At 53.3% G+C, this 25818-nt stretch carries 27 protein-coding genes and 1 other RNA gene; 17 read left to right on the forward strand and 11 right to left on the reverse strand.

Annotated features, from left to right (window positions below):
• The first annotated feature begins 27 nt into the window (after positions 1-27).
• From P1U71_RS04775 to P1U71_RS04815, 9 genes are all read left to right on the forward strand, one after another.
• Positions 28-453 (forward strand): heme-binding protein, encoded by a 426-nt coding sequence (locus P1U71_RS04775; RefSeq protein ID WP_301104410.1) that lies wholly within the window; start codon positions 28-30, stop codon positions 451-453.
• 152 nt (positions 454-605) lie between these two features.
• Complete coding sequence (locus P1U71_RS04780) at positions 606-1022, forward strand: MarR family winged helix-turn-helix transcriptional regulator (protein WP_301104411.1); 417 nt, start codon at positions 606-608, stop codon at positions 1020-1022.
• Positions 1023-1349: 327 nt separating this feature from the next.
• Positions 1350-1532, forward strand: coding sequence for a hypothetical protein (locus tag P1U71_RS04785; protein WP_301104413.1), 183 nt, complete (start codon positions 1350-1352; stop codon positions 1530-1532).
• A gap of 133 nt (positions 1533-1665) precedes the next feature.
• A complete protein-coding gene (locus tag P1U71_RS04790; RefSeq protein WP_301104414.1) occupies positions 1666-2196 on the forward strand; it encodes a hypothetical protein in 531 nt (176 codons plus the stop codon).
• The gene (locus P1U71_RS04795; protein WP_301104415.1) at positions 2171-2926 is read left to right on the forward strand and encodes a hypothetical protein; all 756 of its coding nucleotides are present in this window, start codon (positions 2171-2173) and stop codon (positions 2924-2926) included. The genes P1U71_RS04790 and P1U71_RS04795 overlap by 26 nt, the downstream gene beginning before the upstream one ends.
• A 114-nt stretch (positions 2927-3040) precedes the next feature.
• On the forward strand, positions 3041-3442 hold the full coding sequence (locus tag P1U71_RS04800; RefSeq protein ID WP_301104416.1) for a PilZ domain-containing protein: 402 nt from the start codon (positions 3041-3043) through the stop codon (positions 3440-3442).
• On the forward strand, positions 3442-4434 hold the full coding sequence (locus tag P1U71_RS04805) for a response regulator (RefSeq protein ID WP_301104417.1): 993 nt from the start codon (positions 3442-3444) through the stop codon (positions 4432-4434). The genes P1U71_RS04800 and P1U71_RS04805 overlap by 1 nt, the downstream gene beginning before the upstream one ends.
• 135 nt (positions 4435-4569) lie before the next feature.
• Positions 4570-5535 (forward strand): TAXI family TRAP transporter solute-binding subunit, encoded by a 966-nt coding sequence (locus P1U71_RS04810; protein ID WP_301104418.1) that lies wholly within the window; start codon positions 4570-4572, stop codon positions 5533-5535.
• Between the two features lie 105 nt (positions 5536-5640).
• Positions 5641-7023 carry a M17 family metallopeptidase gene (locus P1U71_RS04815; protein ID WP_301104419.1) on the forward strand — a complete coding sequence of 461 codons (1383 nt, stop codon included), beginning with the start codon at positions 5641-5643 and terminating at the stop codon, positions 7021-7023.
• Positions 7024-7026: 3 nt separating this feature from the next.
• On the opposite strand, the gene P1U71_RS04820 is transcribed toward P1U71_RS04815, so the two are convergent.
• From P1U71_RS04820 to P1U71_RS04860, 9 genes are all read right to left on the reverse strand, one after another.
• Complete coding sequence (locus P1U71_RS04820; RefSeq protein WP_301104420.1) at positions 7027-7638, reverse strand: LysE family translocator; 612 nt, start codon at positions 7636-7638, stop codon at positions 7027-7029.
• A 30-nt stretch (positions 7639-7668) separates the two neighbouring features.
• A complete protein-coding gene (locus tag P1U71_RS04825; RefSeq protein WP_301104421.1) occupies positions 7669-8598 on the reverse strand; it encodes a glyoxylate/hydroxypyruvate reductase A in 930 nt (309 codons plus the stop codon).
• 29 nt (positions 8599-8627) lie between these two features.
• Positions 8628-10250 carry an ABC transporter ATP-binding protein gene (locus P1U71_RS04830; protein ID WP_301104422.1) on the reverse strand — a complete coding sequence of 541 codons (1623 nt, stop codon included), beginning with the start codon at positions 10248-10250 and terminating at the stop codon, positions 8628-8630.
• Positions 10250-11275: an ABC transporter permease gene (locus P1U71_RS04835; RefSeq protein ID WP_301104423.1), complete on the reverse strand. Its 1026-nt coding sequence runs from the start codon at positions 11273-11275 to the stop codon at positions 10250-10252. The genes P1U71_RS04830 and P1U71_RS04835 overlap by 1 nt, the downstream gene beginning before the upstream one ends.
• A gap of 2 nt (positions 11276-11277) precedes the next feature.
• Entirely contained in the window at positions 11278-12384 is a 1107-nt protein-coding gene (locus tag P1U71_RS04840; protein ID WP_367281123.1) for a microcin C ABC transporter permease YejB, read from the reverse strand.
• A 28-nt stretch (positions 12385-12412) separates the two neighbouring features.
• A complete protein-coding gene (locus tag P1U71_RS04845) occupies positions 12413-14263 on the reverse strand; it encodes an extracellular solute-binding protein (protein ID WP_301104424.1) in 1851 nt (616 codons plus the stop codon).
• Positions 14264-14290: 27 nt separating this feature from the next.
• A complete protein-coding gene (locus P1U71_RS04850) occupies positions 14291-16141 on the reverse strand; it encodes an extracellular solute-binding protein (RefSeq protein ID WP_301104425.1) in 1851 nt (616 codons plus the stop codon).
• A 102-nt stretch (positions 16142-16243) separates the two neighbouring features.
• Entirely contained in the window at positions 16244-17017 is a 774-nt protein-coding gene (gene hisN / locus P1U71_RS04855; protein WP_301104426.1) for a histidinol-phosphatase, read from the reverse strand.
• 21 nt (positions 17018-17038) lie between these two features.
• Complete coding sequence (locus tag P1U71_RS04860; protein ID WP_301104427.1) at positions 17039-17584, reverse strand: cytochrome c family protein; 546 nt, start codon at positions 17582-17584, stop codon at positions 17039-17041.
• Positions 17585-17726: 142 nt separating this feature from the next.
• On the opposite strand from P1U71_RS04860, the gene P1U71_RS04865 reads away from it, so the two are divergent.
• From P1U71_RS04865 to P1U71_RS04875, 3 genes are all read left to right on the forward strand, one after another.
• A complete protein-coding gene (locus P1U71_RS04865; RefSeq protein WP_301104428.1) occupies positions 17727-18473 on the forward strand; it encodes a 3-deoxy-manno-octulosonate cytidylyltransferase in 747 nt (248 codons plus the stop codon).
• Positions 18474-18491: 18 nt separating this feature from the next.
• Complete coding sequence (locus tag P1U71_RS04870) at positions 18492-19352, forward strand: prephenate dehydratase (RefSeq protein WP_301104429.1); 861 nt, start codon at positions 18492-18494, stop codon at positions 19350-19352.
• A 94-nt stretch (positions 19353-19446) separates the two neighbouring features.
• Positions 19447-20025 carry a queuosine precursor transporter gene (locus tag P1U71_RS04875; RefSeq protein ID WP_301104430.1) on the forward strand — a complete coding sequence of 193 codons (579 nt, stop codon included), beginning with the start codon at positions 19447-19449 and terminating at the stop codon, positions 20023-20025.
• On the opposite strand, the gene nudC is transcribed toward P1U71_RS04875, so the two are convergent.
• Complete coding sequence (gene nudC / locus P1U71_RS04880) at positions 20022-20957, reverse strand: NAD(+) diphosphatase (protein ID WP_301104431.1); 936 nt, start codon at positions 20955-20957, stop codon at positions 20022-20024. The two genes, P1U71_RS04875 and nudC, sit on opposite strands and share 4 nt — an antisense overlap.
• Before the next feature lie 135 nt (positions 20958-21092).
• On the opposite strand from nudC, the gene ffs reads away from it, so the two are divergent.
• The 4 genes from ffs (at position 21093) to recR (ending at position 24043) form a co-directional block, all read left to right on the forward strand.
• An RNA gene (gene ffs / locus P1U71_RS04885) (signal recognition particle sRNA small type) lies at positions 21093-21188 on the forward strand.
• An 85-nt stretch (positions 21189-21273) separates the two neighbouring features.
• Complete coding sequence (locus P1U71_RS04890) at positions 21274-23106, forward strand: DNA polymerase III subunit gamma/tau (protein ID WP_301104432.1); 1833 nt, start codon at positions 21274-21276, stop codon at positions 23104-23106.
• Positions 23103-23426, forward strand: coding sequence for a YbaB/EbfC family nucleoid-associated protein (locus P1U71_RS04895; protein ID WP_301104433.1), 324 nt, complete (start codon positions 23103-23105; stop codon positions 23424-23426). The genes P1U71_RS04890 and P1U71_RS04895 overlap by 4 nt, the downstream gene beginning before the upstream one ends.
• 20 nt (positions 23427-23446) lie before the next feature.
• Complete coding sequence (gene recR, locus P1U71_RS04900) at positions 23447-24043, forward strand: recombination mediator RecR (RefSeq protein ID WP_301104434.1); 597 nt, start codon at positions 23447-23449, stop codon at positions 24041-24043.
• On the opposite strand, the gene P1U71_RS04905 is transcribed toward recR, so the two are convergent.
• Positions 24040-25170 (reverse strand): DNA recombination protein RmuC, encoded by a 1131-nt coding sequence (locus P1U71_RS04905; RefSeq protein ID WP_301104435.1) that lies wholly within the window; start codon positions 25168-25170, stop codon positions 24040-24042. The genes recR and P1U71_RS04905 overlap by 4 nt on opposite strands.
• A gap of 110 nt (positions 25171-25280) precedes the next feature.
• Between P1U71_RS04905 and def the strand changes: the two genes are divergently transcribed.
• Complete coding sequence (gene def, locus P1U71_RS04910) at positions 25281-25802, forward strand: peptide deformylase (protein ID WP_301104436.1); 522 nt, start codon at positions 25281-25283, stop codon at positions 25800-25802.
• The last annotated feature ends 16 nt before the right edge of the window (positions 25803-25818 follow it).

Genomic DNA, 25818 nt, shown 5'->3' on the forward strand with positions numbered 1-25818 from the left:
ACGAAACGAATTTAACAGGAGGGCTTTATGCTCACAGTAAACCGATTATCTCATGCGGATGCACTTATCCTCATTCATGGCGCCCGCGAGAAAGCCAGCGAAATCCATGTTCCGATGTGTATTTCCATTGTGGATGAAAGTGGCAATTTGATTGCGTTTGAACGCATGGATGGCGGAAAGGTGACAAGTATTACGATCTCCGCCGATAAAGCCTATACGGCTGCTGCCGCCCGCAAGGCGACACATGACTATAATGCGGTAAATGTGCCGGGCAATCTGGCGTTCGGTATTCATACGGAAGTCGGAGGGCGTCTGTCGTCTGTCGGTGGCGGCTTGCCAGTGGTTGTAAATGGTGAAGTCGTCGGTGGGATTGGCCTCAGTTCGGGAACACCTGCGCAGGATATGGAATGCGCGGAAGCCGGTCTCAATCACTTCTATCAGACATTGGAATAACATCGCGTTCTCTTGTGCTGTACGGGTTTCTACGGCTATAACAAGCAATCATACAGATTAATTGTTTGGTCTGGCAGGGAAAAGGGACCCGGTTGAGTACAATGGCGGGCGATAAAGTAAAAAGCGGTAAGCAAGCCTCCAGCGAGATGAAAATGACAACACTTGATGGCGTTGTCGGGTTTCATATGCGCAAGGCAACCTTGCGGGCGCAGGGCACATTTGCAACGGCGGCCGGGAAAAAGCTGATGACCGGCCAATATTCCGTTATGGCCATCATCAACGAAAACCCGGGCCGCACGCAGAGCGCCATCGCGGAAGCTGCGGGGCTCGATCGATCGTCCCTTGTTCCCATTCTCAATAAATTCGAGACCGAAGGTCTGATCTTGCGCGCGCCCGTTAAGGGGGACAAACGGGCCTATGCTGTTCGCCTGACGAAGAAGGGGGAGCAGGAACTGGCCAAGCTCGAAGATAACGTGAGGGAGATCGAAGCAAAAGTGATTGCCGGTCTCGGGGCGGATGACCACCTGCGTCTGATCGACTTGCTGAAAAGGTTTCACGACATCTTATAGCCGAAAATTTTAAAGCATTAGTCGAAACATTCCTCACGGCACTCTTCGTTGAGTTATTTCGCGTAGATGACTGACGATTCGTCTATCTTGATGGAATTTATATTTTGCCGTTATGAAAGTTTAACAGACGTTAGGTCCATTCAGCACGGAATCGACTATATCTTGTGATCGAATTAATATGTAGTTATGCACTTATAGAAATATATCCTTAAAAGTGCATAAAAACCGTATATAGCAACCAAAGGGATGGTTCTGGGCGTGGCAATTTCGTATACTTTCTCCATCGGCAGGGTGTTCATCCGGAACGCGATGAAAAGGGGGGAAGATATGGGGATGTTGTTTAGGGACATGAACAAGGCACTTTCCGTCAAGACCTGCTATTCAAATTTCTTGCTCTCTTCCGCTGTCTTTATGCTGACCCTGCTTCTTTCCGCCGCCCTGTTTATCCAGGATACTCCGCATGAAGATCAAGGGCCGGCTCCCGATGAGGAGACTGCGCTCCTCGATTAATATCTCTATTCATGCCTGAAGCACTGAAAACTGCGGCTTTTCTTGTGCAAACACTTCCTTAATTATATTGCTGCTAAATTCATCATTTAATCCCGATGCTATGGTTGATGGAGAAGGTGAAACGCGGCTTAACATGAGTATTGAGACCAGCGCCCTGGCGGCGTATCGCGCCCGCGCCCGCAATACAAACGTAAATGACGTCACTCTTTTAGCGACGGATTATCTCAATCATTTCAATGAAGCCTTGATGCTGGCTGAACTGGTGATTGATATGCCGGACATGCTGGAAGACTTGATCGATTGGTCGCCCGTCACGTATGGGAATCATTTTCGTGACAGCGGCATAGCTGACCGGGAGCTTGCAATTGAGGCCTACGAATTTTCCCCAACGGAATATAAAACGCCGTTCGAGGCAATCACGACGCGGCTAGATGAAGAAATTGAGGATCTGCAGACCAACTTAAGGTTAATAGACAATTTGGAAGACGATGAAGCGAAAATGATGGCCGACGAGCAGTGCGCGATTATTAGGGGCCTGATCGAACAGGCGGGTGCCATCATAAATGGCCATATCGGTGATTTCAATTCGCAAACTCCCTCCGAAGACAGTATGGAGGATGAAGGAATACTCGATCAGGATGAAATCAATGCGATGTTTGGCTAGGTTCATTTTGGATCGAGGAAAATGTCCGGAAAATTTAAGCCGATTTTCCCGCTCTGCTTTACGCATGCTCTTAACCGCCATTCCGGTAGTTTTGGCGATAAGCAATGTAGCCTGGGCAAATACGGATAAAGAATGCTTGGCCAGTTGGCAGGATCCCCGGATAACGATTGAGATTGTCAACGCAAAACCGGTTCTTGACCATGGGAAAACTTCCCACCAGATAGAGATGGTCGCCAAGAAAAGCGGGTATGCAAAATCGACGCGCCATGCCAATTTACTTGGTCTTACTTATTCCTTCATCACGCCCAGACTTGGCGCGGCGACAAAATACAAGCCCGCGAAATCTGGAAAATACTGTCTACGTCTCGACCGGGTATCGCTGAAGTTCGGGGCGCAAAAAACCAGTATTTATATTGATCGGAAATATAAAAAGGGGACCTGCGCCTATGAGGTCATTCTGGCGCACGAACGTGAACATGTCCGCATCAATGAGCGGATCATCGCTGACTATGTACCAAAAATAAAACGTGAATTGACGGAGCGCGCGGCGAGTATCCGTCCCTTCTACACGAAGAGTCCGAAAACGGCAGGTAAATCGATTGCGAACCGGTTGCTACTTGAGCTGGATCCTCTGCTCGATGAATTTAATGTGGCGCGAATGGACGCGAACGACGTTATCGATACACAGGAATCATATGCGGCTACTCAGGCTAAATGTCGAGATTGGTAAGATTCTATCTTTTAATTTGCAAATTATTAACAATTTCTTGATTAACTGGATCATGGTCAGGGAACAGGATTAGTTCCAGCATAGAATTCAGCCAGCAGGTTACAGAGAACCGAAATGATCATTGCTAAAGACATCAAAAAAATGTTGAGAGCCCTTGAGGTGGAGTGTGATCATAAGAAGACTGGCACTGCTGCGGATCGCCGCTACCGCCGGGCCGATGTTACATGGCCTGCAACCATCCGCGCGGAGCGAGGGCACGCCTGCCTCCATGAGGAAGAGCGCGAAGTCAGCGGTATCATCAAGGACATATCAGCCAACGGCGCGAGAATTGACGTCGAGGGCCTGTTTTTCGAAAAGAACAACCTTCTTTTGCAGGCATCGCAGCTGGGCGCCATTCGCTGCGATCTGGTGTGGCGGCGCGGCAATAAAATCGGGTTACAGTTTTCCGAAGACCCTAAAAAAATACAGGAAAAACTTCAGGAACTCCTTCCGGAGTTTGACAATACGCTTCCCTGATGCACGATCCACGGTTTAAAGCGGCATCGGCCCTTCTTTTTGATTCCGAACCGTCGATGCGCCAAAACACAAGAAGCGCCCTTCTTAATCTTGGCCTCGGCGACGTCATTGCCTGCTCCGATCTCTATCAATTTACAGCGCTGGCGAGCCGCGGGGAATTTGATCTCATACTGGCGGAAGCCTCAATCGCTGGAACTGGTGTTCACCAACTCATTCAGGAAATCCGTAGTCATAAAATCGGGCCCGATCCTTTTATCAACGTTATTTTGTTTTTGTGGAACTCAGAGCCCAACATGGTCGGCGAGATCATGAATGCTGGCGCGGACGATGTGATAACCCGGCCGATGTCACGCACGCAGATATTTTCGCGGCTTAAGCGGCTGGTCATGGCGCGTAAACCCTTTGTTGTGACCGCGGATTACTTCGGACCCGACCGACGCAATGCATTGAGAAGCAGATCGGGCGTCCCGACGATGATTGTCCCAAATTCGCTAAAGGCAAAGGTGGAAAACCGACCGGAACTCGCCGCCACACCGGAGGCGATCAAAAGCGCGATGAAAGTGGTGAAAGAGCGTAAGATATCGACATATTCAGAACAGTTGATGCGCCTTTCCTCTGCCGTCATTCTGCTCTCCGGTTCGGCCGACAGTTTTGGAGACCGCAGGGACGTGATTAGTGTCATGCAGCAGAGAAATAACGCCCTGATCGACAGCGTTGAGGGAACTGAACATGTGCATGTCATCTCTTTGTGTCAGGCACTCGCCGATCTTCTGAGTTCCATCGTCCATGCGAATTCATCCCTTAAAGACAAGGACCGTGAGCTGCTATCACAAATTCCATATGCCATCCATAAAGCCTGCGCGGACCTTCATCAAACGGCAGGTCTGGCCTTTGACATAAGGGAGGTGTCCGCACGGGTAAGCGACACCCGGAAACAGTCAAGATACGGTTACTTTCGGGCCGAGGGGAAAATTAGTCACACATTGAGGTAAATCTTACTTTGTTCTGCCCGATACCCTCCTATTATTAATGGTAGGCCGGTGATGTTGGAATGTCAGGAGGATGGGGTCATTATATACGTAAAATCTTTAAAACGCTTGACCGTGATAGGGTTCTGTCTGACGCTGATGGTGCTTTATTTAGGAAGTGCTGTTGCCCAGAATGTCTATTTCTTGCGCATTGGGACAGGATCCACTGCCGGAACATATTACCCCATTGGAACGCTGCTTGCGTCGGTTATCTCTAACCCGCCGGGAAGCCGGAGTTGTGAGGATGGAGGATCTTGCGGCGTTCCGGGGCTGATTGCGACAGCGCAGACAACTCATGGATCCGTGGACAATATATATGGCGTCACACGAGGCTATTTTGATACCGCCCTTGCCCAGTCGGACACTGTTGTTGCAGCATATAACGGTACCGGTATTTATGATGATAAGGAACCTATCACCTCTCTTCGGGTGATTGCCAATCTGTATCCCGAGGATGTCCACCTTGTTGTCCGTCGCGACGCTGGCATAAAAAACATACGGGACTTAAAGGGAAAAAAAGTATCGATTGACGTGCCGGGTTCGGGAACGCGGGAAAATGCCAAGGAAATTCTGAAGGCATATGGCCTCTCCGTAAAAGATATTGATGCCATATCCGCCAGCCCGGATAAGTCCGTTACCCTGATAAAAGCGGATAAGCTGGACGCCTTTTTCCTGGTCGCCGGGTATCCCGTTACAGCGGTCTCTGAACTCGCCGATGTTGGCAAAATAGAATTAATACCAATCAGTGGGAAGATTGCTGAAAAATTTGTCGCCGGACATGGCTATTACTCCGTTTCTCAGATACCAGCCGGGACTTATCGGGACCTTGATACCGTGCCAACCCTGGCGGTTAGCACCCAATGGATCGTTAGTGAGAACGTGTCGGAAGAGTTGGTCTATGAAATTTCCCGTGCGCTTTGGCACCCGAAAAACCGTCATCTCCTCGACCGCGGTCATGCGAAGGGCTTGCTGATACATCTTGATACGGCCCTGAAAGGGGTTTCGACGCCGTTGCATCCCGGCGCAGAGCGCTATTACAAGGAAATAGGTATTATTACTGACTAGGATAACAGGCCGGTCTTTTATAAGCTCTCTGATCGGCGGGCTCGATAGCGGTTGTCGCCCGAATACGGCTTTGATAAGGTCGCATAAAATCATCAGGAGAGCATCGTGATACCATTTGTCGTCGCAACGTCCAAAACCGACCCCAAGCCGATTATCGTAGTCGAAAAGTCAAATTTTGTTGAATGGCTTTCGGCGCAACCTGACCTTCACAAAAGCTGGATAGAGGCGCAAGGGTTTGAAGCGGATGGCGGCAAGACGTTGCTTCTACCCGGGTCCGCAGGCGATGCCGAGGCCGTTGTCTACGTAAAAGATGGTGATTGGAATATCTGGTCGCTTGCGGATTTGCCTTCAACGCTTCCGAAGGGAACCTATGCAATCACAACCGAATTCACAGAGAAGGAAGCGACGGACGTGGCCATCGGCTGGTCCCTTGGCACCTATTCGTTTGACCGGTATAAAAAGGACGGTAAGAAATATGCGACGCTGATGTTGCCAAAGAGCGCCGATAGAGACATGGTCGCGCGGACGGTTAAGGCTGTTACTCTGGTGCGGGACCTTGTCAATCTGCCCGCCGGAGATCTCGGCCCTACCGCGCTTGAGGCCGCCGCATCGCAGGTCGCGGGCGAGTTTGAGGCTGAACAGGGCAATATCGTCGGTGAAGATCTGCTCACCTATCATTTTCCCATGGTGCATGCGGTTGGCCGCGCCGCGGCGGATGCCCCGCGACTGATTGACATTAGCTGGGGTGATAAGGATGCGCCAAAAGTAACGCTGGTCGGTAAAGGCGTATGTTTTGATAGCGGTGGCCTTGATATTAAATCGGCGGCGGGCATGCTGATGATGAAAAAGGATATGGGCGGGGCGGCAACGGTACTTGGCCTTGCGCATATGATTATGGACGCGAACCTACCGGTGCGGCTCAGGGTTCTGATCCCGGCGGTTGAAAATGCCATCTCTGGAAATGCCTTTCATCCTGGTGACATTCTGACCAGCCGAAAGGGCAAAACAGTTGAAATTGGCAATACCGATGCGGAAGGCCGGCTTATCCTTGCCGATGCACTTGCTGCCGCCGATGAAGAAGAACCCGATCTCCTGATCGATATGGCGACGTTGACGGGCGCCGCAAGAGTTGCGGTTGGGACGGAAATCGCCGCGACTTTCACGGATGATGAGGCGCTTTATGCGGATATTGCCAAGCACAGCGAAATGGAAAAGGACCCGGTCTGGCGCCTGCCGCTGTGGGATGAGTATCGCCATCTTCTGGACAGCAAGTTCGCCGATATTAATAATGCCGGATCTGGCGGATACGGGGGGGCAATTACGGCTGGACTGTTCCTGAAAGAGTTCGTCGAAAAAGCCAAGAGCTGGGTTCATTTCGACATCATGGCTTATAACGTCCGACCTCGTCCCGGCCGACCGGTTGGCGGAGAAGCCTTCGCGTTACGTGCCCTCTTCGCCCTGATCAAGGAGCGTTACGAGAAATCGTAAATTTTATCGATCAGTAAGCGCCAGCTTCAACCCGAGTCCCGCAAATGTTGCGGCAATTCCGTACTGTATCCCGCGAACGATCTTGGGCGTGCCCAACAAATAATGTCGTATTCTTGAGGCGAAAAGGCCATAGATTACAAAAATGACGAAAGTAACGGCCATAAAGACAGCGCCATGCCAAGCGATGAGGAGGGTCGGGCTGTTGGTCGATGCCGGGATAAACTGAGGCAAAAAGGCAAGAAAGAAAATTGTCAGTTTTGGGTTCAGGATATTAATCAGCGTGCCTTTGCGGGCAATTCGCCAATAGTTTTTGCTTTTCTCATTTTTGCTCAGGTCGAGATTTCCTGAATTTCGAACTGTCTGCCATGCGAGATAGAGCAAGTATGCGACCCCGGCATATTTCAAGAATTGAAATGCTAATGCACTTGTATGCAGGAGGGCCGCAACACCGAACATGCAGGCAAGAATGCTGGGCAAAATGCCGAGAGTACAGCCAAACGCCGCCGCGATGCCTGCCTTGGCCCCATCTGTCAGGCCGACCGCCAAGGTGTAAAGAACGCCGGTTCCCGGCGCGATTGTAACGATCAGGGTCGTGAGAAGAAATTCAATGCTCATTCTTTATCTCCAAACCTGATCCGGCATTGCCTAGTATCCTTTTTCGACATCCACGGCGTGAAGCAGGCCCTCGCCTTTTTCGGTGCGGATGATATTTTCTGCAACCAGCTTGGCAACGCTTGCCGGGTCGGAAATGCTGGCGACATGGGGGGTGATGCGGATTTTTGGATGATCCCAGAAAGGATGATCTTCCGCCATCGGTTCCTCATGAAATACATCCAATGTTGCCGCAGAGAGCTGCCCGCTATCGAGAGCCGGGATCAGGTCTTCTTCCAATAAATGAGGACCGCGCCCTGCATTGATAATGCCGGCGCCTTTCGGCAGCTTGGCAAAGAGTTCAGCATTCAGGATGTTTCGCGTGTGCGGTGTGAGAGGTAGAAGGCAGACCAGAATTTCCGTTCGGGCAAGAAAGGCGTCAAGCTGGCCATCGCCGAAGAAACTCTCAACGCCGTCGATTTTCTTTTCTGACCGGCTCCATCCCGCGACATCGAATTTTAGGAAGCTGAGAGCTTCTGCCGCGCCGCCGCCAAGTTCGCCCATGCCCAGAATACCGACTTTCCGCTCGCTGGCGAAGGGGGCGAAATGTTCTTTCCAGACATGTTTGCGCTGCTGCGCATCATAGGCGTGGCAGAAGCGGTGATGGTTCAACACATGCTGCACGACATATTCTGTCATGCGTCCGGTCAGGTTCGGATCGACAACGCGGGAGAAGGGCAGATGGCGCGGAAAATCTGGATCGGCGAGCAAATGATCGACACCGGCACCCAGTGAATAGACGGCGCATAGGTTTTTCAGTTTCGCGAGCTCCCCGTGCGGCATTTTCCAGCAGAGCGCATATTTGATCTCGTCTGGATCGCCAATATCGGGCCAGATACGTACGTCTAGATCCGGGATATACTTACCCAGTTCACGCCGCCACCAGTCCGCGCGATCAATATTACTTTTAAACAATAGAGCCATTTTCTTCTCCGGTATCTTGTGCCGACACCTTAACTATTAACTACATCAGCGGCAGCCGTTTCCAGATCAAACGCTGCCTTCATCAATGCCTTTGTATAGTCTGTTTCAGGATTGTCAAAGATTTGTGCCGCAGGGCCTTGTTCAACAATTTTACCATTGCGCATAACAAGAACGCTATCGGCGATGGCGCGGACGACTTTAAGGTCGTGGCTGATGAACAGATAGGTCAGGTTGTGGCGGTTCTGCAAGTCCCGCAACAGATCGACAATTTGTGCCTGCACGGACATATCCAGAGCCGATGTAGGTTCGTCCAGCACAATAAATTTCGGTTTCAGGATAAGGGCGCGGGCGATGGCAATACGCTGTCGCTGGCCACCTGAAAATTCGTGAGGGTAGCGGTCCTGCGCATCCGGGGTGATGCCGACTTCTTTCAGAACCTCCGATATTCTGTCCCGGCGCTCCAGCCGATTGCCATGCCCTTCATGGACAATCACACCCTCCTCAATTATTTGCCCGACAGAGAGGCGGGGACTGAGGCTGGAGTAGGGGTCCTGAAAGACAATCTGCATTTCCGCGCGTAAGGGGCGAAGCTCTTTCCAGCTTGCGCTTTGGATTGATTGCCCGTTGAACCTGATCTCTCCTTTGGAAGAGATAAGCCGCAACATGGCAAGGCCCAATGTCGACTTACCCGAGCCGCTTTCTCCGACGATGCCAACCGTATGTCCCTGTTTCACATTGACCGATATGTCATCGACCGCACGGACATAATCGACAGTCCGTTTAAGCAGGCCCTTCTTGATCGGAAAGTAGACCTTCAGATTCTTGCAGGACATCACATCGGGCAGGGCGTCATTCTTGCGAAGCGGCAGACCCTTAGGTTCCGCTTCCAGCAACATCCGGGTATATTCATGGCGCGGTCGCGAGAATAGCTCATGAGCCGTGTTGGCCTCGACAATTTCGCCATCGGTCATGACGCATACGTCTTTTGCCATCTTCCGCACAATGCCGAGATCATGGGTGATCAGCAAGATCGCCATGCCAAGCCGCTTTTGCAAATTCATCAGAAGTTCAAGAATTTGAGCCTGGATCGTTACGTCAAGGGCGGTTGTCGGCTCGTCCGCGATCAACAGGTCCGGCTCATTGGCAAGCGCCATGGCGATCATCACACGCTGACGCTGGCCACCCGAAAGCTGGTGGGGATAGGCATTCAGCCGCTCGTCAATGGCGTCCAGCCCGACCATCTCCAGAAGTTCCCGCACCCGTGTGGCGGCCTCCTTCTGGCTCATCCCCTTATGGACGAGCAGCGTTTCATTAATCTGCTTTTCGATCGTGTGAAGCGGGTTGAGAGAGGTCATTGGTTCCTGAAAAATCATGGAAACATGATTCCCTCGAAAGTTCCGCATTTCTTTTTGCGGCCTCCCGACAACTTCCTCGCCATTTATCTTGATGGACCCTTTCGGATGCTTGGCGAGCGGATAGGGTAGAAGCTGCAAGATGCTGAGTGCGGTGACCGATTTTCCCGATCCGCTTTCCCCGACAAGGGCGAGGGTTTCTCCTTTCTCGATATTGAAGGAGATGCCCTTGACCGCGGGCACATCCTTGCCGTCGGATTTAAAAGTGACCCACAGATCGTTAATCTCAACTAGCGTCATTATTGAAATGTCTTTCTTGGATCAAAGGCATCCCGGATACCCTCTTGCATAAAGAAGGCGAGGGTCAGCATGACCGACAGGGTCAGAAAGGCGGTTATGCCGAGCCAAGGGGCCTGCAGATTGGCCTTGCCCTGCGCCAGCAGTTCGCCGAGGGAGGGGGAGCCGGGCGGCAGGCCGAGACCCAGAAAATCAAGTGAGGTCAGGCTGACGATGGAGCCTGTCAGGATGAACGGCAGAAAGGTGAGCGCGGATACCATGGAGTTCGGCAACAGATGCTTGAACATGATCACTCTGTCACGCACACCAAGTGCGCGGGCTGCCCGGACATAATCGAAATTGCGGGACCGCAGGAATTCAGCCCGCACTACACCGACAAGGCTTGGCCAGCTAAAAAGAAGCAGCAGTACGAGCAAAATCAGGAAGCTGGGCTCAATCAGAGCGGCAAGGATAATCAGGATATAAAGGCTTGGCATACCGCCCCATATTTCCAGCAAGCGCTGGAATATCAGGTCTGTCCATCCACCGAAATATCCCTGCACCGCCCCGGCTGTGACGCCGATGATAGAGCTGAAAATGGTCAGGATCACGCCAAATGAAACGGAGATACGGTAGCCGTATATCACCCGCGCAAGCACGTCGCGACCCTGATCATCGGTTCCGAGCCAGTTTTCTGCATCTGGCGGCGAGGGTGCGGGAGAGGTCAGGTCATAGTTGATCGTTGTATAGCTGTATCGGATCAACGGCCAGATTTGCCAGCCTTGCTCATTGATGAGGTCGGCAACGAAGGGGTCGCGATAGTCCGCCTCTGTCTCAAAATCACCACCGAATGCTGTTTCCGGATAAGCGACGAGGAAGGGGAAATAAAGCTGGTCTTGGTAAGAGACAACGAGCGGTTTGTCATTGGCAATCAGCTCCGCAAACAGAGAAATCACGAACAACAACACGAAAAAGATCATCGACCAGTAACCACGGCGGTTGGCTTTGAAGTTATTGAGCCGACGCTGATTGATGGCGGAGAGAGACATGACTACGCCTCCCGTGCTTCGAAATCGATGCGTGGATCGACCAATGTATATGTCAGATCGCCGACCAGGTTCATGATCAGGCCAAGAAGCGCGAACACATAGACGGTCGCGAATATCACCGGGTAATCGCGGTTGATCGCCGCCTCGAACCCCAGCAACCCAAGGCCATCAAGACTGAAAATCACCTCAATCAATAAAGACCCGGTAAAGAGGATGCCGATAAAGGCACTCGGGAAACCGGCTATGACGATGAGCATCGCGTTGCGAAACACATGGCCGTAGAGCACGCGCCGCTCGCTCAGACCCTTCGCGCGCGCTGTGAGCACATACTGTTGGCTGATCTGGTCGAGGAAGGAGTTCTTGGTAAGCTGAGTGAGGGCGGCAAAACCGCCAATCACCAATGCCGTTACCGGCAGCGCGATATGCCAGAGATAGTCTGTTACCTTGCCGAAGGTGCTGAGCTGTTCCCAGTTGTCCGACGTTAGGCCCCGCAAGGGGAACCAGTTGAAATAGGAGCCACCCGCGAAAAGTACGATGAGCGCGACGGCAAAAAGAAAACTCGGGATGGCGTTGCCAACAATCACCAGACTGCTCGTCCAGATATCGAATTTCGTGCCGTCCCGAACGGCCTTCGCAATCCCAAGGGGGATAGAGATCAGATAGACCAGAAGCGTTGTCCAAAGCCCGATGGAGATCGACACCGGCAGTTTTTCGATCACCAGATTGACGACGGTCTCGTCGCGGAAATAGCTCGTGCCGAAATCGAACATCAGGTAGTTCTTCATCATCAGGAAGAAGCGTTCATAAGCGGGCTTGTCGAACCCGAACTGAACTTCCAGCTCCTTGATAAATTCGGGGTCGAGCCCTTGCGCGCCGCGATAGCTGCTCTCCGACCCCAAGCCAGAGGACGCACTGCCGCCACCGCCCGTATCGCCCGTGCCGCTGCCGCCGATACGCGCCGTGGCGCCGACGGCCGTTCCTTGAATTTCTGCGATGATTTGCTCGATCGGTCCGCCGGGAGCGAACTGGATAACCACGAAATTGAGAACCATGATGCCAAATAATGTCGGTATCATGAGAAGGATACGTCTCAATATGTAGGCAAACAACGGCTACTCCTCTGTCCGCAGGTTAAATTTACTTACCCTGTCGGGCGGCCAGTTCTTCGGCTTTGGCCTGATCATACCACCAGCTTTGCAGAACCGCACGATCAAAACCCGGCTTTTTTGACGCTGGGCGGCCGAATTTGTCCCAATAGGCGATAAAGTGGCTGTTCTTATGCCATTGCGGGATAAAATAGTAATTCCACATCAGCACCCGATCAAGCGCGCGTGCGGCGGTGATCAGTTCATCGCTGGTTTGTGCCTCGATAATTTTTTCTATAATCGCATCAACGGCGGGATTTTTAACACCAGCAATGTTGAGCCCACCGGTAACGCCTGCGGACGCCGACCCCCACCAGTCCCGCTGCTCCACGCCCGGCACTTGCGGTTGCGGGAAACGCCGGACGACGATATCGAAATCAAATTCCCGGACCCGGTTCTGCCAGCTGGCGCTGTCAATCACGCGGACCGAGGCATCAATTCCTACACGGCGTAAATTGGCGACATAGGGATTGATGATGCGGGTGAAGGATTGCTCATAGAGAAGGAAGCTGACCTGCATCTGCTGTCCGGCCGCATTCACGAGCTTCTTGTCTTGAATAGTCCAGCCCGCCGATTTAAATAGCTCGACTGCGGCGCTAATCTGCTTGCGGATATTGCCCGATCCGTCCGTTTGCGGTGGTTTGAACTCCGTTGTGAAGACGCCCTCCGGCAGAATATCCTTGAAGGGCGTTAGAAGATCAAGTTCCGCCGGAGAGGGCAGACCGGTCGCCTTCATGTCGGAGTTCTCAAAAACCGACTCCAGCCGGTCATAGGCCCCGTAAAAGAGGTTCTTGTTCGTCCATTCGTAATCGAACAGAAGGCCGAAAGCCTCCCGCACCTTGATATTGTCAAACGGCGCGCGGCGGCTGTTCATGAAGAAGGCCTGCAAGCCGGTCAACGTGGCATCCTCAAGCTCGTCCCGCTTAATAAAGCCCTTTTCGACCGCAGGTTTATTGTCATATTCAGTCGCCCAGGAGCGGGCGGTGAACTCTTCGCGGAAATCATACTCCCCGGCAAAAAACGCCTCTAACGCAATGGTTCGGTCCCGGTAGTAATCGACCTGGATCACATCGAAATTGAACCTGCCTTTATGAACCGGGAGACTTTCCGCCCAGTGGTTCTTCACCCGCTCGTAGGTAAGGGAGCGGCCCGGACTGACTGTTGTGAGTTCGTAAGGGCCGGATCCCAATAGCGGTTCCATGGTGGTGACCGCGAAGTCTCGGGTTTCGAATGACGCCTTGGACAGGATCGGCATGGTCGCTACCTGATAGGGCAGGTCCCGGGTCAGAGCCCCTTCACGAAAGTCAAAGCGGATTTTATGCGGGTCCAGCACTTTTGCCGCGATGACATCCCGGTACTGGATGCCATATCTTGGATGGCCCTTTTCTTTTAAAGTATTGAAGGTGTAGGCCACATCCTCGGCGGTGATGGGTGTATCGTCATGAAAACGCGCCTCGGGTCGGAGGGTGAATTCCACCCATTGACGTTGATCGTCAATGGTGACTGTTTCCGCCAGCAGACCGTAAACCGCGTCTGGCTCGTCGTAGGACGGTGTCATCAGCTGTGTGAAATTGAAATAGAGATCGCCCCCCTTGTCACCATTGATCAGTGCGGGCTTACCTTTAAGCAAAAATGGATTTACTGTATCGAAGCTGTCAAGATCACGGAGCTTGATTCTGCCGCCCTTGGGAGCATCGGGATTGACATAGTCGAAATGAGTGAAGTCCGGGCCGTATTTCAGATCGCCGAAGGTGGAAAACCCGTAGCTTGTGCGAGGCTCGGCTTCGGCCGTCACGGCTCCGACGAGAAGGAAGGCGAAAAGCGATATGAGTGGCTTTTTCATCTCAATCCTCCTGTCTGGGCGCTTGATCTATTGCTTTTGACGTAATGTCCGGAGCCCTTCTTCCAATTGCCGTTCTTTCTCAGGGTCGACCCACCAACTCAGGATATCCGGCCCTTGGCCCGGATTGACGTCGGTATGGCCAAACTTGTTCCAGTATGCGATGCGGTCATAGGCGGCATGGAACTGAGGGATAACATAAAAATTCCAAGTCAGGACACGATCAAGCGCGCGAACAGCCGGAATTAAATCGTCATAGGTTGGCGCAGCAATCAGGTTTTCGATCAACGCATTAATTACCGGACTGTCGATACCCATCACATTCCGGCTTCCCGGGCGCTTGCCTGCGGCGCTGCCCCAGAATTCCCGCTGTTCATTGCCAGGGCTGATAGATTGAGCGAAGCCGGCGGTCGTGATATCGAATTCATAGTTGCGAAGGCGTTCTGTATACTGAGCCGTGTCCACTACGCGGGAGGAGGCATCAATCCCCAATCTCTTGAGGTTCTTGATCAGGGGGCCGGTAATTCTGAGGCTATTGGGATCATACATCAGGAATTCAATGGTGAACGGCTCTCCCGTCGCGGGATCGATCAGCTTGCCATTTTCAACTTTATAACCCGCATCTTTAAGAATTTTCTTGGCCGTACGCAGCGGATTCCGGTCTTGTCCTGATCCGTCCGTCACGGGCGCCTGATATGCGGGGCCGAATACGCGAGGCGGCAGCTGATCGCGATAGGGTTCCAGAATAGCGAGCTCCTCCTCTGTCGGTTCACCCGTGGCCGCCATGATGGAATTTTCGAAAAAGCTGTTCGTCCGGCTGTACTGATCATAAAATATATTCTTGTTCAGCCACTCGAAATCAAAGGCATAGCTCAGCGCTTCACGAAGGGCCGGGTCCTGAAATTTTTCGCGCCGGAGGTTAAACGCATACCCCTGCATACCGCCAGATCTTTCATTCGGGACTTCTTCGAGGATGACTAGCCCTGCCTTCACCGCCGGGAAATCATAGCCGGTGGCCCAGTTTTTCGCGCTGTTTTCCGACCGGTAATCATATTCGCCAGCCTTGAACGCTTCCAGCAGGACGGCCGTGTCGCGATAAAAATCATACCGGAGCGTATCGAAATTATTGCGTCCGACATTGATCGGAAGATCGGCGCCCCAATAATCCACTACGCGTTCAAAAGTAATGTAGCGATTTGCCTCAAAATCCTTAACGCGGTAAGGCCCGGAGCCGAGGATCGGGGTGAGGGTCGTTTCCTCAAAATTATGGGTTTCAAAATACTTCTTGGGGAGGATCGGCAGGAGCTGCCCGACAATTTGTGGCAATTCCCGGTTCGGCGGGCCGGAGAAATTAAACTTGATCCGGTGATCACTCAACTTCTCGGCCGATTCGACATCCGCGTAATAGTACCGGAACAGCGGCGTTCCCTTTTCCTTGACCGCCTGCAGGCTGAAAATAACGTCATCTGCCGTCATGGGCGTACCATCGTGGAACCGCGCCTCAGGGTGCATATTGAAAATGGCAAAGGAGAGGTCTTCGGCGACTTCCACGCTTTCCGCGACAAGGCCATATTCCGCACTTGGATCGTCGTAGGATTGAGTCAGCAAGGTCTCGAACGTCAGGCTCAGGCCATTTGCCGCCTGTCCCTTGGAAATAAAGGGATTGAGATTATCGAAGCCGCCAACCGCCGAAAGCTTGACGTTGCCGCCCTTTGGCGCGTCAGGATTTACATAGTCGAGATGCTTGAAATCGGGGCCGTATTTTAGCGGGCCCGCCAGGGACAACCCGTGACTTTTGATCATTTTTACTTCTTCCGCAGTAGACGGATAAGCGATTAGAAGCAAGAGGAGTGCGGTGGTGGTTGATTTTAATAATCCCATAAATGTCCTCGCTTGACGGCTCTTGTCTATAATATTTCGACTCAAGATGGGGAGTTCAGCCCATAACATCAAGTAGAAAAGGCTCCGTCGGCTCTGCCTTAATTATGCCAGTATTTCAACCGCTTGGCGATGCAGCGCCGGATCACCAACCGCAAGAACGAAGCCTGGGTTGTTCAAGGATAGCGGATTCCCCTCCCAGTCGGTAATTTTTCCGCCGGCATTTTCAATGATCGGGACAAGGGCGGCATAGTCATAGGGTTTCATATCGCAATCCGCGACGGCATCGACATACCCAAGCGCCAGCAGGCCATAGGCGTAGCAATCATAGCCAAATCTTTTGCGTTTCACGGCATCATATAACTTCCGAAAGCGAGGACCATGTTCCCCTTCCATCAGTTCGGCACCATAGGCGAATAAGGTCGCATTGGAGAGGTCAGGACAGGCGCGGGTTGAGATGGCCGCGCCGTTCATCGTTGCGCTGCCATTCGCCCCGAACCATCTCTCGCCGGATATGGGTTGGTCAATGATACCCATGATGGGCACACCATTTCGGGCGAGCGCGATCAGGCTGCCAAAGGTTGGGCTGCCGGAAATAAAGGAAAGCGTGCCGTCAATCGGGTCAAGGACCCAGACATATTCCGCATCTGTCCGCACGCTGCCATGCTCTTCGCCAATGACACCATGTGAGGGGAACTCGGCTTCGATAAGGGCGCGCATCGCGGCCTCGGCATCACGATCGGCAATGGTGACGGGGCTGTTGTCATCCTTACCGATAATATCGATTTTCTGCCTGAAATATTTGCGGATAACCTCACCGGCGGCATCAGACATCCGGTGAGCAAGGTCAATAAATTCTTGAGGGCACTCTTTATTCACGATACCCGGCCGTAAACTCAGCTATTCAGCGGGCGGAAGCGGAACGTCGCTCTTGCCGAGTGTCCTGAGATACGCGATGAGGTCCGCCCGGTCTTCAGGCTTCTTCACACCGGCAAATGACATCTTGGTGCCTTTGATATATGTGCTTGGCTTCGTCAGGAAGAGATTCAGATCTTCATATCCCCAAGCTCCGCCTTTTTCGAGAAGAGCGCTGGAGTAACTGAAATCGGCATGGACACCTTTGTCGCGGTTCAGAATGCCATGCAGATTAGGACCGATCTTGTTCGGGCCGCCGTCTTCAACCGTATGGCATGCCCCACATTTCTTGAAAATTTTCTCGCCCTTGGCAACATCTGCGGAGGCAAGTAGCACACCAAGCGACGGGCCTTCAACTTCATCATTCGAGGCAACTTCAGAGGATGCAACCGCGCCTGTATCAATCACGTATGCAGGTTCCTCCGGATAGGTCGGATGAATTGCCAATGTGGCAACTTCATTGATGACCATTATAATTAGAACGCCAGCCAGAACGGCGGCGGCAATTTTATTAAACTCGAAAGTATTCATTGCTGACCTCAGCTATCAAACCTGCGGGTACATTTACCAGCCGCGATAAAAAAAAGCGAGGGGAAATTAACCGCTTTCTCATGCCGAGCGCAAGACGTATATATGCCATTGTTAGTTAAGAGAGACGATTTGGATTGTTGTTATGGGTTCCGCGCCGAAAAAACCAGTTATAGTCATACCGGCCCGAATGGCCTCCAGCCGGCTTCCGGGTAAACCGCTTGCAGATATCGCTGGCTTGCCAATGATCGTCCAGGTCATGCGCCGGGCGGAGGAAGCGGATATTGGCCCAGTCCTTGTAGCCTGCGCGGAAGAAGAGATTGCGGAGACTGTGCGCGCCGCGGGTGGAACGGCCTTGCTAACGCGCGCGGATCACCCTTCCGGCTCGGATCGGGTGTTTGAGGCGGTGGAGGCTTTCGATCCCGATGGTGCCTATGATGCCATCGTCAATCTGCAAGGGGATTTACCCGCCCTCGACCCGTCCGCGATTGAAGCTGTTTTTCAGCCGCTACAAAATGTCGCAGTCGATATCGCAACGCTTGTCGCCGAAATCACCGATGAGGAAGAGCTGGATGATGAAAATGCCGTCAAGGCGGTTGTCTCGCTGGCGGAGGGTGAGAGCGTTGGCCGTGCCCTCTGGTTCAGCCGGTTGAAATCACCCTGGGGGAACGGGCCGCATTATCATCATATCGGCCTCTATGCCTATCGGCGGGAAGCGCTGGCGCGGTTCGTTGCGCTTCCACCCGCACCACTTGAGCAGCGGGAACGGCTTGAGCAGTTGCGGGCGCTTGAGAATGGGATGCGGATTGATGCGGCGGTCGTTGACACGGTGCCGCTTGGTGTTGATACTCCCGAGGATTTGGCGCGTATCTGCCGCATGTTTGTTTCCTGAGAAATTGAGAAGTTAGAAATGTCAGACATCGATCCCGACAACCACATTGCCTTTCAGGGTGTTCCGGGGGCTTATGGCCACCTGTCCTGCAGCACCGTCTATCCGGATATGGACGCGATTGCCTGCGATACCTTTGCCGATGCCTTGGCGATGGTGCGTGATGGAGATGCGGCGCTTGCCATGATCCCGATTGAAAATTCGCTCGGCGGGCGGGTTGCCGACATACATCATCTGTTACCCGATTCCGGGCTTTATATCATCGGGGAGCATTTCCAACCGGTGATGCATCAGCTTCTCGGTGTGCCGGGGTCAACCTTGTCTGATATCAAGGCTGTCCATAGTCATGAACAGGCACTCTCTCAATGCCGCGGTCTGACGCGCGATCTCGGGATCGAGCCCATCATCCATGCGGATACGGCCGGTTCGGCGAAGATGATCGCGGAGTTGGGGGACAAGACTCAAGCATCCATTGCCTCCAGCCTTGCCGGGGAAATCTATGGCCTTGATGTTTTGCGTGACCGGGTTGAGGATCGTATTGGCAATACGACGCGGTTTATCATCATGTCCCGTCAGCGGCAGGATCCCGATCCGAAAGATGGAAGCTGCATGATGAGCTTTGTTTTTCAAGTGCGGAGCCAGCCGGCGGCCCTGTATAAGGCGCTGGGTGGGTTTGCCACCAACGGCATCAATGTAACGAAGCTGGAAAGCTATATCACGGATGCAAGTTTTGAGGCCGCACAGTTCTATATCGATATCGAAGGCCACCCGGATGAAGCGCGGGTTGCCCGGGCGATTGAGGAATTGCAATTCTTCTCCGCAAAACTCAAGATTTTGGGTGTTTATCCAATGAACCCCTATCGTCGGCAGTATGGGGCTTAAAACGGGTTGCCTCATCTGGCACGATTGAATATAAGCTGACGCAAATTCAATTCCTTCACGGGCGGGATGCCTGTGCACTGCAATCGAGATGGAAATGCTCAAAGATTATATTGATGATGTGGTAAAACTCAGCCGCGCCCAGAAATTGTTCCTGCTTGCTGGCGTTGTGGCGATGGCTGTCGTTGTCACGGCATCGAACATTCTGGTCGAGATGCCGGTGAATGACTGGTTTACATGGGGCGCACTCTCTTATCCGATTGCGTTTCTCGTGACCGATATTACCAATCGGGTCCTGGGGGTCCGGCTTGCGCGTGACGTTGTTATTGTTGGATTTATTGCGGCTGTCGTCATGTCGCTTCTATTGGCAAATCCGCGCATTGCAATTGCCTCCGGGTCGGCGTTCTTTATCGCGCAAATGCTGGATGTCACCATTTTCGACAAACTGCGGCGTCAGGCATGGTGGAAAGCGCCGGTGGCGTCTTCTGTCATTGCGTCATTCGTCGATACGGCGATCTTTTTCGTGCTTGCCTTCGCAGGGACCGGCCTTCCCTGGCATACTTGGGCGCTCGGTGACTATGCGGCCAAGCTCATTATGGTGGCTGTACTGATCCTCCCCTTCCGCGGGCTGATCAAAATTACCAACCCGCTCACCCTTGCGCCGGTCGCGCGCTAGGCAACAGGCGTAGTCTGCTCAACCCAGGCTTTCGCCAGTTGATGGGCGAGGGCAATGGGGCCGCCTATCCGCAAACCGGTCGGCTTGGTGCTCTGCTCCAGCATCATACGAACTTCTTCACGGCTGAACCATCGCGCATCGTTAAGTTCTGTCCGGTCCACCGTGATTTCCTCGGTAAGCGCTTCGGCAAAACAGCCGATCATGAGGGAGGAGGGGAAGGGCCAAGGTTGCGACTGATGATAGCGGACGTCGCCGGTTTGGATACCTGATTCTTCCATAACCTCGCGCCTGACACCCTGCTCAATAGTTTCGCCGGGCTCAATAAATCCGGCAAGGCAGGAATAAAAATCGCCCGGAAAGTTTATGCCTTGACCGAGAAGGCATTTATCACCACGGGTCACCATCATAATGGCAACCGGATCAGTGCGCGGGAAATGTGTGGCGTTACAAGTGGTGTCTTCGCATTTTCGCGAATATCCTGCTTCCTGTGACTGGGTGTGGGTGCCGCAAACCGCGCAGAATCCATGCCGATTATGCCAGTCGATCATTGAGCGTGCCTGCGCAAGCGCACCGGCTTCACTAGAGCTTAATTGCGGCGCGACGGAGCGGACATCAATGAATTTACCCCAATCCTCATTCGCCGGTCGTTTCGGATTTTCAATGGCCGAGACATCAATCGCAAAGTGACAAGTGTCTTCCGTGATGCCCAAAAATATCAGGGCGGCACCGGCCGCGACAAACTCCTGTACCTCCGAATATCCACGCCAGTCGATGCGCGCACCTTCCGTCAGGCTGATCAGGGCCTTCAATTGATGCATCGGGAGGAACCGGCTGCTCGGATCTTTTAATTTTTGTTCTATCCAGTTTGGATCTGTCCGCAAATGGGACGCGCGGTCGAAGTCACCGCCAGCAAAGACAATCGGTTTTTTCATGGGCGGCAGATTGTCACAACTTATCCGCTCCTGCAATCGCCAAGACGTTAAATTTTGAATGATTGTTCAAGATCGGGACCAAAAAACAGGAAAAAGGGCTTGCTTCTCTCCCTCAACTGCATGATATAGGCGGTGGAAGGCTGGCGGCGGGCGTGCCCCTCGCGAACCCGGTCAGATCCGGAAGGAAGCAGCCGTAACGAGTTTCGGTGCGGGTCGTTGTCAGTCTTCTTCTATTCTTTATCTTTCCTACACAGAAGCAAACAAATCCTCCTCCTTTGACTGGTATTTAGCTGAAGTTCTCTGCTATGATTGCGCCATGACAAGCGATCAATCCAATAGTCCCTATCGCGTTCTCGCCCGGAAGTACCGGCCGTCGACCTTCGACGAGTTGATCGGCCATGAGGCCATGGTGAAAACGCTCTCCAATGCGCTTGAGACGGGGCGCCTTGCGCATGCGTTTGTATTGACGGGCACACGCGGGATCGGCAAGACGACGACGGCGCGCATCATCGCCCGGGGCCTCAATTGCATTGGGCAAGATGGCAACGGCGGACCAACTGTCACCCCATGCGGTGTCTGCAAGAACTGTGTTGCCATTGCGGAGGATCGCCATCAGGATGTTCTGGAAATGGACGCGGCGAGCCGTACCGGCGTAGACGATATTCGCGAACTCATTGACGGCGTGCGGTATTTGCCCGTTGCGGCACGGTTCAAGATCTACATCATCGACGAAGTGCATATGCTCTCGAAAAATGCTTTCAATGCGTTGCTGAAAACGCTGGAAGAACCGCCAGAGCATGTGAAATTCATCTTCGCGACAACGGAGATTCGGAAAATTCCGGTGACGGTGCTTTCCCGTTGTCAGCGGTTCGATTTGAAACGCGTCGATGGCGATACCCTTGCCGCTTACTTTGCGACGATCGCGGAGAAGGAACAGACCGAGATTGAAGAGGATGCTTTAGCTCTTATCGCCCGCGCAGCGGAAGGGTCGGTGCGCGACGGCCTCTCCCTGCTGGATCAGGCGATTGCGCATGGGGACGGCAAGGTAACGGCGCTGCAGGTGCGCGATATGCTGGGCCTTGCGGACCGGACCCGCATTCTGGATCTTCTGGGCCTGCTGATGGAAGGAAATATCAAGGACTCGCTGGCGCTTCTGCGCGGACAGTATGACAGCGGTGCAGATCCGGTAGTGATCATTCAGGATTTGCTGGAACTGACGCACTGGCTGACATCGCTGAAAGTCACGCCGGAGGCGGCCAATAATATTGCCATGGCAGGCGGCGAGATAACCCGTGGGGAGGAAATGGCAAAAAAACTTTCCATGCCCGTTCTTGCCCGCACTTGGCAGATGCTGTTGAAAGGTCTCGACGAAGTCAGTCATGCGCCAATGCCGCTTGCGGCGGCGGAGATGGTTCTTGTCCGTTTGGCCTATGTGAGCGAGTTGCCAACGCCAAATGATCTCGCCCGCCAGATTGCGGATAACCCCAAGGAAGGCGGCACGGCCCCTTCAACAAACAGTGGGGGGCGACCTTCATCTGCATCTCAGGCGGGACCATCAATGAGCCATGGAGGGCACGCCGCAGCAGTTGCGGTATCAACCTCCCCAGCGCCGCAGCAGGAAAGTGAGCCCCGCGCTCATTTATCGCTGGTTGCGCGCAATGACGACTTGCCGGAACGCGAACCGGTTAAGGCCGAGCCTGCCCCGGGAAAGCCACCGCTTCAATCCTTGGAGGATGTGGTTAATCTCCTTAACGAACGGCAGGATATCAAACTCAAGGGGGAGGTACTCAACTTCGTACGTCCCGTTGCGTTTGAGCGGGGATTGATCGAGTTTAGCCCGGCGGCGGGCGCGGCGGCGGACCTCGCCGCTCGGCTTGGCAAGCGCTTGCGGGAGATTACCGGCGATCAATGGGATGTGCGGATGACCGCCCAGGCGGAAGGCGCGGCGACAGTGGCGGAAAAGCGCCAGAGTGATAAAGCAGCGGAGATTGAGGCGATGGAGGCCCATCCCATGGTGCAGAATATCAAATCGCTTTTCCCCAACTCAACAATCCGGGAAATCCGGCATCTCGGCCCCACACTTGACATCATGCTTCCCGATGACATATCCGGTGAAGACGAAATCGATGACGGAGATACATTCGAATGAAGAACCTTGGCAATCTGATGAAGCAGGCCAAAGAAATGCAAAGCAAAATGGCCGAAATGCAGGCTGAGCTTGAAACCCATGAAGTAACGGGACAGTCCGGCGCCGGCATGGTCAAGGTGACACTCAATTGCAAGGGTGAAATGCGTAAACTTGAGGTGGATTCCTCTCTTGTCGATCCTGAGGACAAGGAAGTAATGGAAGACCTTATTCTCGCTGCCCATGCGGATGCGCGTAACAAGGTCGATGCCTACTCGGCGGAGAAGATGAAGGAAATGACCGGCGGGTTGGACCTGCCGCCCGGCATGCAGATGCCTTTCTGATCGGGCGGCATGACAGTTATATGAGCCAGTCTGAAATTGATCATCTGATACAGCTTTTATCCAAGCTTCCCGGGTTGGGCCCCCGTTCGGCGCGCCGGGCAACGCTTTACCTGATCAGTCGCCGGGAAAGCCTGTTGACGCCGCTTTCCGCCGCCATGCAGTCCGCAGCGGACAATGTAAAAGTCTGCGGTCAATGTGGGAACCTGGATGTGACCGACCCTTGCGATATCTGCCGCAATGTAAAGCGCGATCAGAGCCTTCTCTGTGTGGTGGAGGATGTCTCTGATCTCTGGGCGTTGGAACGGTCCGAGGCGTTTCGCGGTCGCTATCATGTTTTGGGCGGCACGCTATCTGCCCTCGACGGGATTGGCCCGGATGAACTCAATATGGAACCCCTGATCCGGCGCGTCGGGGAGGGGGGGATTACCGAGGTTATTCTTGCCCTTAACGCCACTGTCGATGGTCAAACCACATCACATTATCTCTCCGACCGCCTTTCGGAATACGGCGTACAGATCACCCGGCTAGCCCACGGCGTTCCCGTCGGCGGGGAACTTGATTATCTGGATGATGGGACCTTGTCTGCGGCGCTCAAATCCCGTCGCACGATGGGTTAAGTCTGCTCGTCCATCAGATGCGGTTGCTCTGGTGGCCTTGCCAGAATATCGCTTTCTTCCTCCCCCAGCTGCAATTCTTCAATTTTTTCCGCGCGGCTACTGATCTTTCGGCTTGAGGTTTCGATATGCTCGATATCCTTGCTGGCCTGCAGGAAATGCTTCCCGAGATTGCCGACGCGATCATCCAGCCGTTCGACATCCTTGAGCAGAACCCCGACTTCTTTCTGGATCACTCCGGCCTGTGCTCGCATCTGGCTGTCTTTCAACACGGCGCGCACGGTATTCAGCGTCGCCATTAATGTCGTGGGAGAGACGATCCAGACGCGCGCTTTGTAAGATCTTTCAAGTATCGCGGGGAAGTTGGCATGAAGCTCCGCATAGACGGCTTCGGACGGCAGAAAAAGAAGCGCTGATTCGGCGGTTTCCCCGTCCAGAATGTATTTCTCGCTAATATCGGCGATATGCTTCTGCATGGCGCCGGTAAGCGCGCGCGATGCTTGAACCTTATCGCTTTCAGTTTCTGCCTGCCGCAGCATGTGATAGCTCTCGAGAGGGAATTTTGCGTCCACAACGATGGAGCCGGGCGGATTGGGGAGCTTGATCAGGCAGTCCGCGCGCCGCCCATTGCTAAGTGTTACCTGGAATTCATAGGCGGATGGCGGCAGGGCGGATTTCACCAGATCATTAAGTTGAATTTCCCCGAAAGCACCCCGCGCCTGCTTGTTGGCGAGGATATCCTGCAGCCCGACAACCTGATTGGAAAGCTCCGTGAGGTTATTCTGGGCCTTGTCGATCACGGCCAGCCGTGTTTGTAATTCAGTCAGGCTCTGCCCGGTTTTCTCCGCTGACTGGCTGAGACTATCACCCAGGCGTTTTGAGACCGTGTCCAGCCGCTCGCTCAAGGTCTGGTTGATTTCCTGCCGACTTTGCGCGCTATCGGTGGAGATTTGTTTGAGCTGCCCTTCGAGCTGTGCCTGCTGGTTAATCAGACTCTCGGTCAGGCGGGTTAGATTCTCACTATTTGTGGAGGCTGTTTCCGCCAGATTTGCCGCCTTCGACATCTTGAAGAACAGAACCAGCGTGATAACCGCCAGAAACGCGATGACCGCAATCAGGGCAATTTCCATTAAAACTCTCCCATATGCCCTATTTCCCGCCCGTCAATGGCCTTGACGAACGCGAACAGGCATAATACCTACTCTTTTGTATATCGTAACGCGAACAACAACGGAACACCATGGCCCTTTTGCCCATATATACCGCGCCGGACCCGCTTTTGAAAACCATCTCCAAACCGGTGGAAAAGGTGGATGCGGAAATCCGCAAGCTGGTCGATGATATGTTCGAGACCATGTATGCCGCACCGGGCATTGGCCTCGCGGCCATACAGGTTGGCGTGCAAAAGCGTCTGCTTGTCCTCGATGTTGTCGGCAAAGGAAACGAGGAAGAGGACCCGCAACCGCTCGCGTTGATCAATCCGGAAATCACCTGGGCTTCGGATCATGATGTCACCTATGAAGAAGGCTGCCTTTCCGTGCCGGAACATTACGCCGATGTCGTCCGCCCGGCTGAAGTCGAGGTGAGTTATCTTGATGTGGACGGGCAAAAACAGAACCTTCACGCCGATGGCTTACTGGCCACATGCGTTCAGCATGAAATGGACCATCTGGACGGAATCCTGTTCCTCGATCGTATCTCGGCGCTTAAGCGCAACATGATCCTGAGAAAGCTACTCAAGCAGAAAAAACTGGCGAGCTGAAGGAGCCGTTATGGCG

Source organism: Sneathiella sp., from assembly GCF_029233945.1.
GTDB lineage: Bacteria > Pseudomonadota > Alphaproteobacteria > Sneathiellales > Sneathiellaceae > Sneathiella.